At 72.2% G+C, this 15,677-nt stretch carries 13 protein-coding genes, 1 tRNA gene and 1 pseudogene; 5 read left to right on the top strand and 10 right to left on the bottom strand.

What is annotated here, in order from left to right; translation table 11 throughout:
* On the top strand, positions 1-2,143 hold a 2,143-nt coding region (locus tag B1205_RS18590; RefSeq protein ID WP_441338516.1), incomplete at its 5' end, for a DUF4153 domain-containing protein.
* A gap of 49 nt (positions 2,144-2,192) precedes the next feature.
* Here B1205_RS18590 and B1205_RS29860 read toward each other — a convergent pair.
* Complete coding sequence (locus tag B1205_RS29860; RefSeq protein WP_217809847.1) at positions 2,193-3,434, bottom strand: M23 family metallopeptidase; 1,242 nt, start codon at positions 3,432-3,434, stop codon at positions 2,193-2,195.
* 590 nt (positions 3,435-4,024) lie between these two features.
* Between B1205_RS29860 and B1205_RS18580 the strand changes: the two genes are divergently transcribed.
* A complete protein-coding gene (locus tag B1205_RS18580) occupies positions 4,025-5,209 on the top strand; it encodes a Cmx/CmrA family chloramphenicol efflux MFS transporter (protein WP_089156746.1) in 1,185 nt (394 codons plus the stop codon).
* A gap of 582 nt (positions 5,210-5,791) precedes the next feature.
* On the opposite strand, the pseudogene B1205_RS18575 reads toward B1205_RS18580, so the two are convergent.
* The 5 genes and pseudogenes from B1205_RS18575 to B1205_RS18555 form a co-directional block, all read right to left on the bottom strand.
* Positions 5,792-6,058: pseudogene (locus tag B1205_RS18575) on the bottom strand (transposase); the annotation flags it as partial.
* A 98-nt stretch (positions 6,059-6,156) separates the two neighbouring features.
* Positions 6,157-6,336, bottom strand: a complete 180-nt coding sequence (locus B1205_RS18570) for a hypothetical protein (RefSeq protein ID WP_089156745.1) — start codon at positions 6,334-6,336, stop codon at positions 6,157-6,159.
* Positions 6,337-6,507: 171 nt separating this feature from the next.
* Positions 6,508-7,197, bottom strand: coding sequence for a hypothetical protein (locus tag B1205_RS18565; RefSeq protein WP_140158093.1), 690 nt, complete (start codon positions 7,195-7,197; stop codon positions 6,508-6,510).
* Positions 7,198-7,541: 344 nt separating this feature from the next.
* Entirely contained in the window at positions 7,542-8,189 is a 648-nt protein-coding gene (locus tag B1205_RS18560; RefSeq protein WP_254910029.1) for a response regulator, read from the bottom strand.
* A gap of 226 nt (positions 8,190-8,415) precedes the next feature.
* A complete protein-coding gene (locus B1205_RS18555) occupies positions 8,416-9,693 on the bottom strand; it encodes a sensor histidine kinase (protein ID WP_089156743.1) in 1,278 nt (425 codons plus the stop codon).
* Positions 9,694-10,389: 696 nt separating this feature from the next.
* Here B1205_RS18555 and B1205_RS18545 point away from each other — a divergent pair.
* Complete coding sequence (locus B1205_RS18545) at positions 10,390-10,872, top strand: sensor histidine kinase (RefSeq protein WP_140158091.1); 483 nt, start codon at positions 10,390-10,392, stop codon at positions 10,870-10,872.
* 44 nt (positions 10,873-10,916) lie between these two features.
* On the opposite strand, the gene B1205_RS18540 is transcribed toward B1205_RS18545, so the two are convergent.
* From B1205_RS18540 to B1205_RS18530, 3 genes are all read right to left on the bottom strand, one after another.
* Positions 10,917-11,207, bottom strand: a complete 291-nt coding sequence (locus B1205_RS18540) for an Arm DNA-binding domain-containing protein (protein ID WP_254910028.1) — start codon at positions 11,205-11,207, stop codon at positions 10,917-10,919.
* A 33-nt stretch (positions 11,208-11,240) separates the two neighbouring features.
* Positions 11,241-11,313, bottom strand: a tRNA-Ala gene (locus B1205_RS18535).
* Positions 11,314-11,402: 89 nt separating this feature from the next.
* Positions 11,403-11,993, bottom strand: a complete 591-nt coding sequence (locus B1205_RS18530) for a YqgE/AlgH family protein (protein WP_089156739.1) — start codon at positions 11,991-11,993, stop codon at positions 11,403-11,405.
* Positions 11,994-12,144: 151 nt separating this feature from the next.
* On the opposite strand from B1205_RS18530, the gene B1205_RS18525 reads away from it, so the two are divergent.
* Both B1205_RS18525 and mdlC read left to right on the top strand, forming a co-directional pair.
* Positions 12,145-12,945 (top strand): S-methyl-5'-thioadenosine phosphorylase, encoded by an 801-nt coding sequence (locus B1205_RS18525; protein WP_089156738.1) that lies wholly within the window; start codon positions 12,145-12,147, stop codon positions 12,943-12,945.
* Positions 12,946-13,042: 97 nt separating this feature from the next.
* On the top strand, positions 13,043-14,638 hold the full coding sequence (gene mdlC, locus B1205_RS18520) for a benzoylformate decarboxylase (protein ID WP_089156737.1): 1,596 nt from the start codon (positions 13,043-13,045) through the stop codon (positions 14,636-14,638).
* A 1-nt stretch (position 14,639) separates the two neighbouring features.
* On the opposite strand, the gene B1205_RS18515 is transcribed toward mdlC, so the two are convergent.
* Complete coding sequence (locus tag B1205_RS18515; RefSeq protein ID WP_089156736.1) at positions 14,640-15,587, bottom strand: hypothetical protein; 948 nt, start codon at positions 15,585-15,587, stop codon at positions 14,640-14,642.
* Between the last annotated feature and the right edge of the window lie 90 nt (positions 15,588-15,677).

Genomic DNA, 15,677 nt, shown 5'->3' with positions numbered 1-15,677 from the left:
GCCCCCCCAGCCGGTGCCGCTCGCCGTCGCCGGGCTGCCCGCCCAAGGCGCGCCGCCGGCCGTCGAAAGCCCGACCACGCCCACACCGGCCGTCACCACACAGGCCACGCGGGCACCGGCCGTGACCACACAGGCCACGCCGGCACCCGCCGTCGCCACACAGGCCACGCCCGCGCACGTCGTTCCCACGCAGGCCGGCCCGGCTGCCGGAAGTCCGGCGAAGCCGACGACCGAGGGCCGGTCGGAGCCGACGGACGCCCCGTCGCCGACCGCCGACGAGGACCCGGCCGAGGACGGCGCGACGCCGGCCGTACCCACGGATCTGCGGGCCGACGGCGAGCCGGCCACGCCGGGCACCGCACCGACGGGCCCGGCCGGCCAGGGCGCCACCCCGGTGACCACCCGGCCGCCGGCCGCTCCGGTCGGCCCGGGCCCGCAGGGCGCTCCGGTCGGCCCTGGCCCGCAGGACGCTCCGGTCGGACAAGGCCCTCAGCACGCTCCGGTCGGACCCGTTCCGCAGGGTGCGCTGGCGGTCCATGGTGCAGCCGGGCCGTCCGGGCCGGCGTACCACGATCCGCGGCCCTGGGTCACCTACCCGCCGCCGCCGGGCTGGGCGGCCCGGCCGCCGGCCCCCCGCGACTCCTTCCTCGGCGCGCGCTGGCCCGGTCCGAAGCCGGCCACCGGCCGAGCGGTGCCGCTCGCGGTGCTGGCCGGCGCGCTCGGCAGCGCGTTCTTCGTGCCGCTGAACCGGGTCGGCATCGGCTGGTTCCTCGGCTGGCTCACCCTCACGCTCGCGGTGGTGCTGGCGGTCCGGACCCGGACCGCCGCGCTGCCCCGCGCCGACCGGCTGATCCGGGCCGGCTGGGCGGTGGCGGCCCTGGCGCTGATCGCCGTGCCGGCCGTGCGCAACGCGTGGTGGCTGGTGACGTTCTGCGTGCTCGGCGCGCTGGGCTGCGCCACTTTGGCGATCGTCGGCGGCCGGTTGGTCCGGTCGATCCTGTTCGGTCTGCTCGCCGCGCCGTTCGCGGCGCTGCGCGGCCTGCCCTGGGTACGCCGGCACGTCGCCGCCTCGCCGGGGGCGGCGACCGTCCGCAAGGTCACCGTCTCGGTGGTCGCCACCCTGGCGGTGCTTGTCGTCTTCGGCGGCCTGCTCTCCTCGGCCGACGCGGCGTTCTCGGAGGCGTTGGGCGCGCTCGTCCCCCGGGTCGACGTCGGTACGGTGTTCCGCTGGCTGTTCCTGGCCGCGGTCGGTGGGCTGATCGCGGTCGCCGCGGTCTACACGCTGGCCGCCCCGCCGGACCTGTCCACGGTGGACCGGCCGAGCGAGCGTCGGCTCGGGCTGCTGGAGTGGGCCCCCGCCATCGGGGCGCTGACGCTGCTCTTCGCCGGCTTCGTGGTGGTGCAGTTCACCGTGCTCTTCGGCGGGCAGCGCCATGTGCAGAAGGTCGCCGGCCTGAGCTACGCGGAGTACGCCCGTAGTGGCTTCTGGCAGTTGCTCTTCGTCACGCTGCTGACCGTGGCCGTGCTTGGTGTCGTGAGCCGCTGGGCTGACCGGGAGCGGCCGGTCGACCGCGCCCTGCTGCGTGTGCTGCTCGGTCTGCTGAGCGCGCTGAGCGTGGTGATCGTGGTGTCCGCGCTGTCCCGGATGTGGACCTACCAGAAGGTCTACAGCTTCACCGGCGAGCGGATCTTCGTGATGGCGTTCGAGCTGCTGCTCGGCGCGGTCTTCCTGATGATCCTGGCGGCGGGCGTGCGGTGGCGGGGCCGGTGGATTCCCGGCGCCACCCTGGCGCTGGCCGTGGCGATGCTGCTCGGTCTCGCGGTGCTCAACCCGGAGGACTACGCGGCCCGCCGCAACACCCTCCGGTACGAGCAGACCGGCAAGATCGACGCCTGGTACCTGCGGGCGCTCTCCGCCGACGCCACCCCCGCCCTCACCAAGCTCCCCGACCCGGTGCGCCGCTGCACGCTGAGCTGGATCGCCGACGACCTCGCCGAACCGGACCCCTGGTACGCGTGGAACCTGGGTCGGCACCGGGCCCGCCAGGCCCTCGACCGGGTCGGGCCGACGGCGGTCGGTGGTCCGAAGGACTGCCGCCGGGCGGACCAGTTCGACCTGCCGAAGACCCGCCGTCCTCGCTGACCTGCCGCCGGCCGGGCCGCGTTCCCCAGGCCCGGCCGGCGACGGGCTGTCAGGCGGCGTAGATGTGCTTGACGCCGCCCAATGCGAGCACCGCCGCCGTGTCACCACGGACCCCGCTGTTGAGGTTGCGCCAGCCGTTGTAGCTGCTCGCCTCGTGCACGTACCCACCGACCACGGTGTAGATCAGCTTCTCGCCACCCAGGCTCAACGCCGCCACGCCCTGCGCGCCGGAGATCCCGGTCCACAGGTTCCGCCACCCCGCGTTGCTGGCCGCCTCCCAGACCTGACCGCCCTGCACCGAGTAGATGATCTTCGTGTCGCCGAGCGTGATCGCCGCCACCGCCGAGCCCGGGATGCCCGTGTTCAGGTTGCGCCACCCGTTGGCGCTGTGCGCCTCGTGCACGTAGCCGCCGACGATGCTGTAGACGTACTTGACGCCGGCCAGCGCGATCACCGCGATGGAGGAGGAGCTGACGCCGCCGATGCCGCTGTTCAGGTTGCGCCAGCCGTTGTAGCTGCTCGCCTCGTGCACGTACCCGCCCACCACGGTGTAGATCAGCTTCTCGCCGCCGAGGCTCAACGCGGCCAACGCGCTGCCCTGCGCGCCGGAGATCCCGGTCCACAGGTTCCGCCACCCCGCGTTGCTCGCCGCCTCCCAGACCTGACCGCCGTTCAGCGAGTAGATGATCTTCGTGCCGCCCGCCCCGATCGACGCCACCGAGGTGCCCGTCACCGCGCCACCGCTGCCGGAGACCGGCAGCGCCCGCCAACCGGCGTTGCTGGCCGCCTCGAACACCTGACGCGGCTGCCCGGCGGGATTCCGGGCGATGTATTCGAGCGGGTTGATGTAGGTCCCCGACGGATCGATCATGTGCCAGTGCAGGTGCGGGCCGGTCGAGCTGCCCGAGCCGGGCGCGCCCTTCGCACCGCCGGACCGGCCCACCACCGTGCCCGCGCCCACGCTCGCGCCGTCGGCGAGCAGGAACTGCGACAGGTGCAGGTACTGGCTGCGGTAGCCCTCGCCGTGGTGGATCGTGACGGTGTGCCCGCCGTCGCCGTTGTAGGGGATGTTCTGGACGGTGCCCGCGCCGCAGGCGGGAAGCGGCGTACCCACCCCCATCCCGAAGTCGATCCCGCCGCGCGAGCCACGACGCAGGTGCCCCTCCCAGGTGTCCGTGATCGGGTAGGCGCTGAACGGGTGGTAGATGACCGGCGCGGCATAGGCGGCACCGGTCGGCATCACCCCGCCCACCACCGCCGCGCCCGCGCCCAGCGTGGCCGCGCGCAACACCGTACGCCGATCGACCNCGCCATCGATCCTTCGACAGACGCCGATATCATTCCTGACCGGCGCCACGCCCGGCCGGTTCACCCCATCAGCAGTCGAGTCTGGTGGTCGGACGGCTTGAACCGGCCCGACTACGGTCATGGCGTCGCTCGGAGCCAGATGAGGCATCTTCGCGCTGCGTCGGAGCGCGTGGGCGGCGCAAACGCGTAACAGGCCGGGTGAATGCCGAGGGCTCGTCCCGACTCAGGCGGCGAGGCGGATCCGCAGACCGGCCGTTATCTTTGATGCGTGGAGGGACCGCGCCGTTGGACGCTCGCACGCGGCGACAAGCGTTAGACAGGTCGGCTCCGGCGTTGCTACGTTGGGATGCGTGTCGAGTCCTGAGGCGGAAAGAAGCTAGCCACCGAAGTCTTGGTGGCTGATCGCGCAGTCGAGTGACACCCCTGCTCCCGAGCTGAGCAGTGTGCTGTGAATACTCCGTCGATCAACCGCATCCTGGGATGTCGTCTGGGCCCTTTCCCAGGCTCTCTCAATGCGACCGCTACCGCGCGCAGTCGCGTCCTCCTCATGTGCGATGTAGTCGGAGCTTCCCAATGCCTTTCGCCATTTACGTTCTCGGGCTGGCCGTGTTCGCCCAGGGAACATCGGAATTCATGCTCTCTGGCCTGGTGCAGGACATCGCCGCCGATCTCGGTGTGTCCATTCCGACCGTGGGCACGCTCACCTCGGCCTTCGCCGTCGGCATGATCGTCGGCGCACCGCTGGTCGCGATGCTGAGCCTGCGCTGGCCCCGCCGTCGGGCGTTGCTGACTTTTCTCGTCACCTTCCTTCTGGCGCATGTCGTCGGCGCCGTCACCTCCAGTTTCGAAGTACTGCTGGTCACCCGGGTGGTCGCCGCCCTGGCCATGGCAGGCTTCCTGGCGGTGGGCCTGGCGACCGCGGCGAGCATGGCCGGCCCACATGCCAAGGGACGCGCCACCTCGGTGCTGCTGAGCGGTGTGACCCTGGCCTGTGTGGCGGGCGTTCCCCTCGGTGCCGTGCTCGGCGAGGTCTGGGGCTGGCGCGCGGCGTTCTGGGGCGTGGCCGCCATTTCCGCCCCCGCCATCATCGCCATTCTGTGTTCCGTGCCGCCCACGCCCGTCGACCCCGACGCCCCGACCGCTCTGCACGAGCTACGAGCGCTCCGCGACTCGCAGCTGATCGTGACGCTGTTGCTGGGAGCCGGTGTCAACGGCGCGACATTCTGCTCGTTCACGTATCTGGCACCGGTGATGACCGAGGTGACCGGCCTCAACTCCACCTGGTTGCCAGGCATTCTGGCAGTCTTCGGCGTCGGGTCGTTCATCGGCGTCAATCTGGGCGGCAGGCTGGCGGACAGGCGTCCCCTCCAGGTGATGACGTTCGGCGGTACGGCGCTGCTGGCAGGTTGGCTCCTGTTCGCCCTCACCGCCGCCAACCCGGCCATCGCTCTCGTCTTCGTGTTCATACAGGGCGTTCTCTCGTTCGCTGTCGGCTCCACGCTGATTTCGCAGGTTCTCTATTTGGCCGCAAACGCGCCCAGGCTCTCCGGCGGGTTCGCCACTGCGGCGATGAACGTCGGTGCTGCCGCCGGCCCGGCCCTCGGCGGTGTGGCACTCAGCGCGGGCCTCGGCTACCGCTCGCCACTGTTGGTGAGCGCCGCGCTGGTGGCCACCGCACTGCTGCTCGGGGCCGTGGCCCGAGCTTTCAGCGACAGGGCCACCCGCAGCCCGGCGGCGCTTCCGGAGGCCCCCTCCTGACCGGCGGTGACTGATCACGGTGCCCCCGGGCCGGCGCACTGCCCTGCCCGGGGGATCGGCCGCCGGTCCATCCTGCTACCGGAGGGTGAGAAAGTGGGCGACTCGGTGGCCGAAAAGATAAAGCAGAAGCGGCATTTCTCATTGAGAAACGCCGCTTCTGAAACAAGGTGGAGCCGAGGGGACTCGAACCCCTGACCCCCACACTGCCAGAAAAGTGAGCCTCATCACGACCGACACCGGACCGTGCCGGAACCTGCCATCAGGTGCGGATATGGGCCCATGACTATGTCGGCTTGTGCCGAGCACCGCCGACTGATGCCAACTTCTTGATCTTGATCTGTGACGCCCTCTGTGACGCGCTCGAATGTGGGGGCCGCCGTGTCGGACGAATGAGCCATCGATGAAATCGAGCGCCCGACGCCAGGATGACAACCCTCGACCGTCCGCGCCGGCGCAGAACTAGCCTGCACCCCCTTGTTCAGCCCACCCTCACTACCCAGAGAACGTCTGATTAACGTACTTTGCGGGTTGTAGCGGTTTAAGTCGCCTCGCCAGGTTGGGGTGGTTCCGGCGGTGAGGCGTGAAGCCGGCGTCGACCCATGCCTTGGTCAAGGTGGGGTAGGTGGTATTGGCCTGGTCGAGCAGGTCCATGCCGACGGTGTTGTCGCTGGCGCTGGCGGCGGTGACGACCACGGCGAGGAGGAGGTCGAGGGTGTCGGCGAGAATGCCGCGTTTACGGCCGATGATCCGCTTACCGGCGTCGGTACCCTGTGTGGACGGTGGAATGTTGGTGGAGTTCTTCACGCTCTGGCTGTCCATGATGGATGCCGTGGGTGTAGTGGTGCGGCCGAGTCGGGTCAGGACTCGCGAGACGTACCCCTTGACGGTGGCTTCGGTGAGGTGCAGTTGGGCCGCCATGTCCGGGCCGGCACCGATGAGCTGCCCGTTCAGCCGTCCATGCCGCTGATGGCCACCTGCACCCACAGGATCGAGGCGAGGGCGATGCCCAGGAAGGTGAGCGCCGACAGTCCCAGCGCAGCGACGAGACTCAGGCGCTTGCGGGTCACGACGAAGACGACTACGGATGCGGCCACTGCGAACAGCGCGAGGTATGCCGTGAATCCCATGGTTCTGCATCTCTTCTCTGCTAGGTGTCCCGCAGCAGCGGACTGCTGTTGCGGGCAGGTCGGGTCGTCCGGTTGTCGGCGGTTCCGGTGTGGTGCGGGCGGAAGCGGTGCATGCCCGCGTTGCTGTCCAGGTGGTTGACGTCGGCGGGGAGGCCGACCGGCCGCGCGCCGTCAGGGGGCGTACGGCAGGACCTGCAGGCCTTTGTCCCCGTCGCCGGAGGCCGTGATGCGGCCGTTCTTGACGCCGATGACGCCGTAGGCGCCGTGCAGTTCGAACAGGCCGGAGTCACCTGCCAGGTCGACCCGCCAGACCTGCGACGCCTTACCGTCCTGGCAGTTCTCCAGCTTCAAGGCGGCACCGGCGGTGTCCGCGACGCAGTAACCGCCGCCGACCTCCTCGTTCCAGAACGGCGGCTTGATGACCACCCGGTTCTTCGCCTCCACCGGGGCCGGGTAGATGGCCATCATCGTGGAGTCGGTCCGGTCGGTCCCGGTGAAGTCGACCTCGCCCTGGCCCGCCTGCAGGAAGCGGTCCACGCCGTCGCCGGCGACGTCGATCAGGACGCTCTTGCCGGTCTTGATGCCGGTGATGCGGAGCCCGGACAGGTCCGAGGTGACCTTCGCCCTGGTCGTCGGCTTGGCCGGGGCGGCAGTGGTGCTGCGGGTCGGCGCGGCGGAGGCCGGCGCGGTCGAGGGCGCGGCGGGGACCGCCGTAACGGACGGCGACCCGGCCGGCGTGGACGTCGCGGGTGCGGACGTGCCCGACGGAGCGGCGGACGTGCCCTCGCCGCTGGCGCAGGCGGTGAGCAGGCCGGCGGTGGCGAGGACAGCCCCCATGACGAACGAACTGTTGTGACGCATGCGTTTTCCTTCAGAAGAGGGAGGATCGGGTGCCCGGCGTTACCGGCAGAACCACGACGTCGCCGACGACGCCAGCCGTTCGGGCCGGTGGCCCGGCGGGCTCGTCTCGTACCGCGGTGTCGGGTTCATGTCGTAGAGACTGCCGAACGGACGCTGCGGTCTCTTCCCTCCACGGGCCGGCGTCGGCTCGCCGCTGAGCGGAGATCAGGTGCCGCGCCTCATTCGAAAGGTGGAGGCGACACCACCGCGTCGACCGGGCCGACGGCCAAGGTCCTGCCCCCGGCAGGACGAGTTCGGGGTGCCCCCCGGCAGACCGGGCGCCTTCGCACCCGGACAGGGTGCTGTCAGGCGTCGACCAGACCGGCTCGCCACGCCCAGGAGGCCACCTCGACCCGGTTGCGTACGCCGAGCTTCGACTGGGCGGCAGCCAGGTGGGTCTTGACGGTGGACACCGCCACGAACAGTTCGCCCGCGATCTCCTGGTTGGTCAGTCCCCGGGCCACCGCCCGTACGACGTCGCTCTCCCGGTCCGTCAGGGCCTCCACCGGTGCGGTCGTGCGGATCTGCGGCCGGTGCCGGAAACTGCGCAGCAGCCGGACGGTTACCTGGGGCGCCACCAGGACGTCCCCGCGTACGGCCGCGCGGACCGCCTCGACCAGCAGGGCCGGTCCGCAGTCCTTGAGCAGGAACCCGCTCGCTCCGGACTGCAGGGCGATGTCCACGTACTCGTCGTCGTCGAACATGGTGATGACGACGACGGCGATCGGGTCGGCGACGTCGGGACCTGCGAGCAGTTGGGTGACCTGCAGTCCGTCCAGGCCCGGCATCCGGATGTCCAGCAGGCACACGTCCGGACGCAGCCGCCGCGCCGCCTCGACTGCCGCTCGCCCGTCGGCGACGTCGGCCACCACGGTGATGTCCGGCTGGGCTTCCAGGATCATCCGGAACCCGACCCGCATCAACTCCTGGTCATCGGCGATCAAGACCCGCACTGGCTTCCGTCCCCGTCCTCGTGACCGCTTCTCGGTGGACACTGGCAGCCCTCGGTCGGCATCCGACGGAGATCCCCGCTCATCGAGAACGGATGATACGGGTATCCGCGCCGCTGTCCCGGAGCCACCTGGGCCCGGTACGTCGTGGATCCGGTGCTGCGACGATGGACGATCGCGCGGCCGGGATCAGCACTCTCCGCCTGCCGGAGGTCGTGCGGGGGCAGAACTACGGTTCGGCCCAGTACAGCGGCAGGTCGGCGAGGACCTGCCAGCCGCCGCTCGTGCGGCCGGCGGTGAACCGGCCGCCGAGCAGACTCACCCGCTCCCGCATGCCGACGAGTCCGAAGCCACCACGACGTCTACCGACGCCGCCGAAGCCACCACGACGTCTACCGATCGTCCGGTTCGCCTTCCCGTCGTCGCGGATCTCGACCCGGAGGTGTCCCTGCTCGGTCCGTACCGATACCTCGATCTGCCGTGCCCCGACCGCATGCCGACGGGCGTTGGACACCGACTCCTGTACGAGGCGCAGCACCGAGGTCGCGAGTTCCTCGGCCACCGGTTTGGCCAGCTCGACTGTCACCCGTACCGGCGGACTGCCGGCCGACGACATGGCCCGCAGGTCGGCCGACAGGTCGGTGGTCCGGGTCAGCGGTGCCGGCGTCCTACCTTCGCCCGGTTCGCCCTCCCGTAGCGCGGCGACGAGGTGCCGCATCGAGGACAGCGCCTCGATACCGGAGCGTTCGATCGCCGGCAGCGCGTCAACTGCCGCGTCGGGGTCCGACGTGGACCGTTCCTGCGCGCTCTGTGCCAGATCCATCATGGCCCTGACCTGGTGGGTCACCACGTCGCGGAGTTCCCGCGCCAGGGCGAGCCGCTCCCGCTGCTGCACGGCGATCACGGCGGCCCGCCTCGCCCGGGCCCGTTGCCGGTCACGACCCCGTAGGTACCACCCGTACGCCACAGGCAGCACCACCATCGCCATTCCCGACAGCGACAGACTCCACCACGGCTCCGGCGTCGATTCCCCCGGTGGTGGCGAGTACTGCGGTCGTAGCTGCGCCGCCGCCGTGCTGGTGGCCAGGAGCAGCCCGACGAGACCGGCGGCGGCGACCCCGGGAACCCGCCGGACCACCGCCACGATGACGATCGCCACGGCGGCGATCTCGGTCACGGCCAGACCCCCCGTGATCTCGGCACCGACCGCCCGCAGCACCCCGGTCGAGACGACGAGGGTTGCCGCGGCTCCCAGCGCCCCGGGCACCGGCCGTACCTGGGCCAGCAGCGCCAGGGCCGCCATCACGGCGATGCCCGGCACCATCCAGCCAAGGCTCGCGGTGTCGGATTCCGCGGCGATCTGGACGTCGAGCAGGGCGAGGACCACCAGCGGAACAGCCCACGGCCATTGCCGCAGCACCTGTGCCGATACCACAGTCGTCACCATCCCGTGCAGCGCCTCCGCGCTCGCCGGGAGGACACCGGAGACAGTACGGTTCGTCGTCATCGGAGCGGAACGGCTGCTGCACTATTGTCACCAGCGGCTCCCCCTGATTCGGACCGACGCGAGGAACTGCTGTGGTGGCGGCGTGAAGCTCGACTGGCGAGGTCTGATCACCTGGGACTGGCCCCTGGCCGGGCTGCTCATGCTGGCGTTGCTGCTGGACGGGGCGGCGGCGAGCGAGCTGGGGTATGACGGCCGGTGGGAGCTGCCGGGTTTCCTCGTGGTGTGTGCCCTCGCGTTGCTGGCGTCGCGGTGGCCGGTCGTCGCGGCTGTCGGTGTCGTGGTGGTCCTGCTGGTGGGGTCGGTGGTGCTGCGGCTGGTCGGTGTGGCGGTCCCCGCCGCCGCGGGCGGGTTGGGGGCTGCCGAGGTCGTCGCGGTCCTGGCCGTTATCGTCGCGGTGGTCCGTCGGTCGTCCAGGTCCACCGCAGCCGGCCTGGTGGGGCTGCTCCTGCCCAGCTGCCTGGCGGTCGGGGTGCTCCGGCCGGAGCACCCCGGCGCTCCTCAGGACCTGGGCTGGTCGGTGGTCCTGCCGGTGGTGGCCGTCATGGCCGGATGGTATCTGCGGGTGCGCGACGCCCGGCATGCCCGGGAGATGCGGGCTGCCGTGGTCGCGACGCAGTTGCGTGAGCGGGTGGCCCTGGCGCGGGAGNGCAGGCGGTGGCCGTGCCTGATCCCGGTGCTCCGACGCGGGTGCTGCCGGTGATCGAACGTGCCGGCGCGGACGCCCTGTCGGCGATGCAGCGGATGGTCGCCATGCTGCAGGATGTCGACGGGGAACCGGCGACGCCGACCACGGACCTCCTCACCGACCTGCGCGCGGCGACTGTCACCTCGGGGGACGCCACTCCGGTCCGGTTGGCGGTGGAACTCGCCGAGCCCGTGCCGGCGGCGGTCGCGACCACGGTGCTGCGGCTGGTCCAGGAGTCGGTGACGAACGCGCGGCGTTATGCCGTAGGCGCCCGAGAGATCACCGCGACGGTACGGGCCGGAGGCGGGAGCGTCCACGTGCAGGTGCGCGACGACGGGCGACACACTGACCGACCGAGAAGGTCCGGTGGCGGCGGTTACGGCCTGGTCGGCATGCGGGAACGGGTGCAGCTGCTCGGCGGCCGGTTCGAGGCGGGCCGGGTGCCCGGTGCGGGCTGGCAGGTGCTCGCGGACGTGCCGTTGCGGCCGGAGTGAATGGTGGAGCGGGAGGGTGTGTCCGCGCCGGACGCGGGACGGCTCTACCACCAGGGGCCACTGCGGCAGGTGAACTGGGTGGTGCAGTTGGCGAGCGTCGTGACGGCGACGTCGAGTTCTCGCTCTTGGAGCCGTTCGACCAGCTCGGCAGCGACAGTGCCGTCTTCGGCAAGGTCCACGTTACCGAGCTGGGTGCGCGCCTCGCGCTCCGCCCGTTCGGCAAGCTCCTCCGTCTTGAAGGCCCGCCGGCGCATCTGACGCCGTTTGCCTACAAGTACCGTTCGGGGATTCAGACGCAACTGATCTTCGTGACCACGGGCGTGACTCAATATCATCGCCCGTGGTCAATGCCACCAGGTCAAACCCGGTGGAGCCGAGGGGACTCGAACCCCTGACCCCCACACTGCCAGTGTGGTGCGCTACCAGCTGCGCCACGGCCCCTTGCGGTCGTCCCCGGTCGCCCGGGCACGGGAAGAACTATACACACGCCGCTTGGCATGGTCATCTCGCGGGGGTCCCCTCGAACGGGGTCAGTTGAGCGCCACGTCCGGTGGGAAGTGGGCCACCGCCGCCATCATGCCGCCCTGCCGGCGCAGCACCATCGGCCAGAGGTCGTCCGGCCGGTCGACGAAGGCGTCGCCGGGGAGCGCGTCCAGCACGAACCAGGACCCCTCCTCGATCTCCCGCTCCAACTGGCCGGCGCCCCAGCCGGAGTAGCCGGCGAAGACCCGGATGCCGCCGATGTTCTCGCGCAGCTTCTCCGGGTCGACCGAGAGGTCGATGGTGCCGACCGCGCCGGCGACCCGGTGGAAGCCCTTCATCGGCTGCACGGGGTGCCGCAGGCGGGCCAGGCAGATGGCCGAGTCGGGCTGCACCGGGCCGCCCTCGAACAGCACCGCGGGATCCCGGGCCAGGTCGCTCCAGTCGCCGAGCACGTCGGACACCGGGACCTCGGTGGCCCGGTTGAGCACCACCCCGAGGGCGCCGCCGGCCTCGTGGGCGACCAGCATCACGACGGTACGGTCGAAGTTGGGGTCCTTGAGCACCGGTGTCGCGACCAGCAGCCGTCCGGTCATCGACTCCATGGCTCGGCCACCGATCGCCTGTCCCTCACCCTGCATGTCCGACACCCGTCAGCCGTGTGCCCGCGCGGGCCCGACGTCGCCTACCGTCCACGCTGTCAACGCCATGTCACGCACCATAGCCTGCCCCCTGCCCGCTGGCTAAGGTCTGACGAGCGCGCGAATCGCGGACGAATCGAGGGAGGGCCGGATGGCGGCGGCAGCCGAACTGGCGGTGATCGGCGGGTCAGGACTGTACGCCCTGCTCGACGGCGTGGAGCACACGGTGGACACTCCGTACGGCGCACCGTCGGACCCGATCACGGTCGCCGAGGTGGGCGGTCGTCGGGTGGCCTTCCTGCCCCGCCACGGACGCGACCACCGGCATCCGCCGCACCAGATCCCCTACCGGGCCAACCTGTGGGCGTTGCGCTCCCTCGGCGTACGCCAGGTGGTGGCGCCGTGCGCGGTCGGTGGTCTCCGGCCGGAGCTGGGGCCGGGCACGTTCGTGGTGCCGGACCAGTTGGTCGACCGCACCAGCGGGCGGGCGCAGACCTACTACGACCGGGGCGCGGTGCACGTCTCCTTCGCCGACCCGTACTGTCCGGCCGGGCGACGGACGCTGCTGGACGCGGCCGCCGGCCGGGGTGTGCCGGCGGTGGATGGCGGGACGGTGGTGGTGGTCGAGGGGCCGCGCTTCTCGACCCGGGCGGAGTCCCGCTGGTTCGCCTCGTTCGGTGGCTCGGTGGTCAACATGACCGGCCACCCGGAGGCGGTGCTGGCCCGCGAGCTGGCGCTCTGCTACTCGTCGATCGCGCTGGTCACCGACCTGGACGCGGGTGTCGAGGCGGGCGGGTCGGTCACCCAGGAGGAGGTGTTCCGGGTCTTCGCCGAGAACACCGACCGGCTGCGCGGGCTGCTGCTCGACGCGGTCGCCGCGCTGCCCACGGAGCGGGACTGCCCCTGCGGCAGCGCGCTTGACGGCATCACGCTGCCGTTCCCGCTGCCCTGAGTCGGGAACCGCCCGAAAACTCCGTCTTTGACCGCTAGATTCGATTGGGTCGGGGCTGAGCACCGGCACCCGCGGCCAGGGACGGAGGCAGCCGGCGATGGCGACGGTGCGCGAGTCGACCCACGAGCTGCTGCGCGCCCTCGGGCTGACCACAGTCTTCGGCAACCCCGGCTCGACCGAGGAGCCGTTCCTCGCCGACTTCCCGTCGGACTTCCGCTACGTGCACGCGCTCCAGGAGGCGTCCGCGGTGGCCATGGCCGACGGGTACGCGCAGGCCACCGGCCGGCTCGCGCACGTCAACCTGCACACCGCGCCGGGCACCGGCAACGGCATGGGCAACCTCGTCACCGCCTGGCACAACCGGACCCCGCTGATCGTCAGCGCCGGCCAGCAGACCCGGGAGATGCTGCTGATCGAGCCCCGGCTGGCCAGCCCCCGGGCGGTCGAGCTGGTCCAGCCGTACGTGAAGTGGGCCCACGAGCCGGCCCGCGCGCAGGACATCCCCGCGGCCTTCATGCGGGCGTACGCCACGGCGGTGCAGCCTCCCGCCGGGCCGGTCTTCCTCTCCCTGCCGATGGACGACTGGGACCGCACCGCCGACCCGCCGCCGCAGGTGCGTACCGTCGCCACCCGGATCGCGCCGGACCCGGACCGGCTGCGCGGCTTCGCCACCGCGCTCGCCGACGCCCGCGACCCGGTGCTGGTGCTCGGCGCGGCCGTGGACCGGGCCGACGCCTGGCCGGCCGCCGTCGCCCTGGCCGAACGGCTGGCCGCCCCGGTGTGGGCCGCCCCGGCGCCGGAGCGGGCTGTCTTCCCCGAGCGGCACCCGCAGTTCCGGGGCGTGCTGCCGTACGCGATCGGGCCGCTCTCGGCGGCGCTGCGCGGACACGACGTCGTGCTGGTGGTCGGCGCCCCGGTGTTCCGCTACTACCCGCACGTGCCGGGCGACTACCTGCCCGTGGACACCCGGTTGCTGCACGTCACCGATGACCCGGACGAGGCCGCCCGCGCCCCGGTCGGGGAGAGCCTGCTCGGCGACGCCGGGCTCACCATGGCCGCGCTGCGGGAGCTGCTACCGCCGGCCGGCCGGCCCGCGCCGCCGCCCCGGCAACAGCCGGCCCCGCCCGAACCGAGCGAGCCGCCCGACGGGGACGCGCTCTTTACGGCGCTGGCCGCCGCCTGGCCGGCCGACGGGGTGCTGGTGCAGGAGTCCCCCTCCAACCTGGCCGCGCTGCGCCGCCGGCTGCTGATCGACCGGCCGCGCTCCTACTTCACCATGGCCAGCGGCGGCCTGGGCTTCGGCCTGCCGGCGGCGGTGGGCCTCGCGCTCGCCGAGCGGGACACCGGGCGCGGCCGGCCGGTGGTCGCGGTGATCGGCGACGGCTCGCTGCACTACTCCGTGCAGGCGCTGTGGACCGCGGCACAGCTCCGGCTGCCGATCGCCGTCGTGGTTCCGGTGAACCACCAGTACGCGATCCTGAAGGCGTTCGCCGACCTGAAGCACGCCCCCGGCGTACCGGCGCTGGACCTGCCCGGGTTGGACGCGACCGCGGTGGCGCGCGGCTACGGCTGCGCCGCCGAGGTGGTCACGTCGCTGGACGCGCTCGGTCCGGCGCTGGCCGCCGCGCTCGCCGCGGACCGGCCCACCGTGCTGCCGGTGCCGATCAGCACGGAGATCCCCCGGCTGCTGTGACTCAGCCGGGCCGGACGGTCAGCGGCTGCCCGGTGCCGACGTCCAGGACGGTGCGGTCGCCCAGCGGGGCCGCGAGTGTGACGCTCACCGGCACCAACTTCAGCGCCAGCGTGCACGGCCCGGTGGCGGTGACCACCGCCGCGCCGACCACCACCACGTCCGGCCGTTCCAACACCAGTGGGGTGGGCGCGCCGTCGCACGAGCCGACGCCCACCACGTAGTCCAGGCGGGTGCCGTCCGCGACCCGCAGCTCCTGCGCGGCGACCAGACCGGCCGGCAGCGGTCGGCCGTCCGCCGCGCCTCCGGGGGCCGCGCCGACCGCGCGCGGCGCGACCGCGAGCCGGGCCACGGGTACGGCCAGCTCCTCCACCGTGAACAGCCACGCCGGCACCTCGGCCCGGCCTCGACTGGTCCACACCGGCGCGCTGCCCAGCCGCGCCGCGGTCACCGTGAGCGGGACGCAGGGGGTCGCGCCGCTGCTCGCCACCGGTCCCTCCGGCCCCGGCTCGGCGGTGGGGCCGCCCACCTTCGGCGCGGCCGGCCGACCGTCGCACGGCGGCGGGTCCCCCCGGTCGAGTTGGGCGTACGCGTCGGCGGCGCTGACCAGCGGCACCCGCAGCACGCCGTCGGGGAACCGGATCGCGCCGTCCGGCGGCACGGCGGCCGGCATCCTGATCTGGTCCCGGTACCACCCGGCGCCGAACGCGACCTTCGTCTCGGCGGTGAAACCGGGGTCGCCGGTGAGCACGGTGGCGTCCTGGAGCGGGACGTACCCGGCCCGCCAGTCCGGCCCGGGACGCCAGCGCCCGGCCACCTCCTCGGCCCGCTGGGTGAAGGCGGACGGTTTCTCCGGGGCGGCGGGCGTCACCGTCCCCGGGTCGGCGCCGGGCGCGGCGCATCCGGGAAGGAGCAGCAGCGGAAGCCCGAACAGGGCGAACGATCGGCGCATACGGGTTGGACGGCGGCCCGCCCCGGCCGGTTCCCGCAGACGGGAAGACGACTGTGCGCCCCGGTCCGGTGGACCGGGGCGCACAGGTCA

The organism is Micromonospora sp. NBS 11-29, assembly GCF_002140155.1.
GTDB lineage: Bacteria > Actinomycetota > Actinomycetes > Mycobacteriales > Micromonosporaceae > Micromonospora.
Note: the sequence above shows the minus strand (reverse complement) of the source record. Positions and strands in the feature narration are given on the sequence as shown.

Bases quoted from the DNA above. Each gene is read 5' to 3' on its own strand.
- B1205_RS18580 (WP_089156746.1), top strand. From the start codon at position 4,025: ATGCCTTTCGCCATTTACGTTCTCGGGCTGGCCGTGTTCGCCCAGGGA.
- B1205_RS18570 (WP_089156745.1), bottom strand. From the start codon at position 6,336: ATGGGATTCACGGCATACCTCGCGCTGTTCGCAGTGGCCGCATCCGTA.
- B1205_RS18565 (WP_140158093.1), bottom strand. From the start codon at position 7,197: ATGCGTCACAACAGTTCGTTCGTCATGGGGGCTGTCCTCGCCACCGCC.
- B1205_RS18555 (WP_089156743.1), bottom strand. From the start codon at position 9,693: ATGACGACGAACCGTACTGTCTCCGGTGTCCTCCCGGCGAGCGCGGAG.
- B1205_RS18540 (WP_254910028.1), bottom strand. From the start codon at position 11,207: ATGATATTGAGTCACGCCCGTGGTCACGAAGATCAGTTGCGTCTGAAT.
- B1205_RS18530 (WP_089156739.1), bottom strand. From the start codon at position 11,993: ATGCAGGGTGAGGGACAGGCGATCGGTGGCCGAGCCATGGAGTCGATG.
- B1205_RS18525 (WP_089156738.1), top strand. From the start codon at position 12,145: ATGGCGGCGGCAGCCGAACTGGCGGTGATCGGCGGGTCAGGACTGTAC.
- mdlC (WP_089156737.1), top strand. From the start codon at position 13,043: ATGGCGACGGTGCGCGAGTCGACCCACGAGCTGCTGCGCGCCCTCGGG.
- B1205_RS18515 (WP_089156736.1), bottom strand. From the start codon at position 15,587: ATGCGCCGATCGTTCGCCCTGTTCGGGCTTCCGCTGCTGCTCCTTCCC.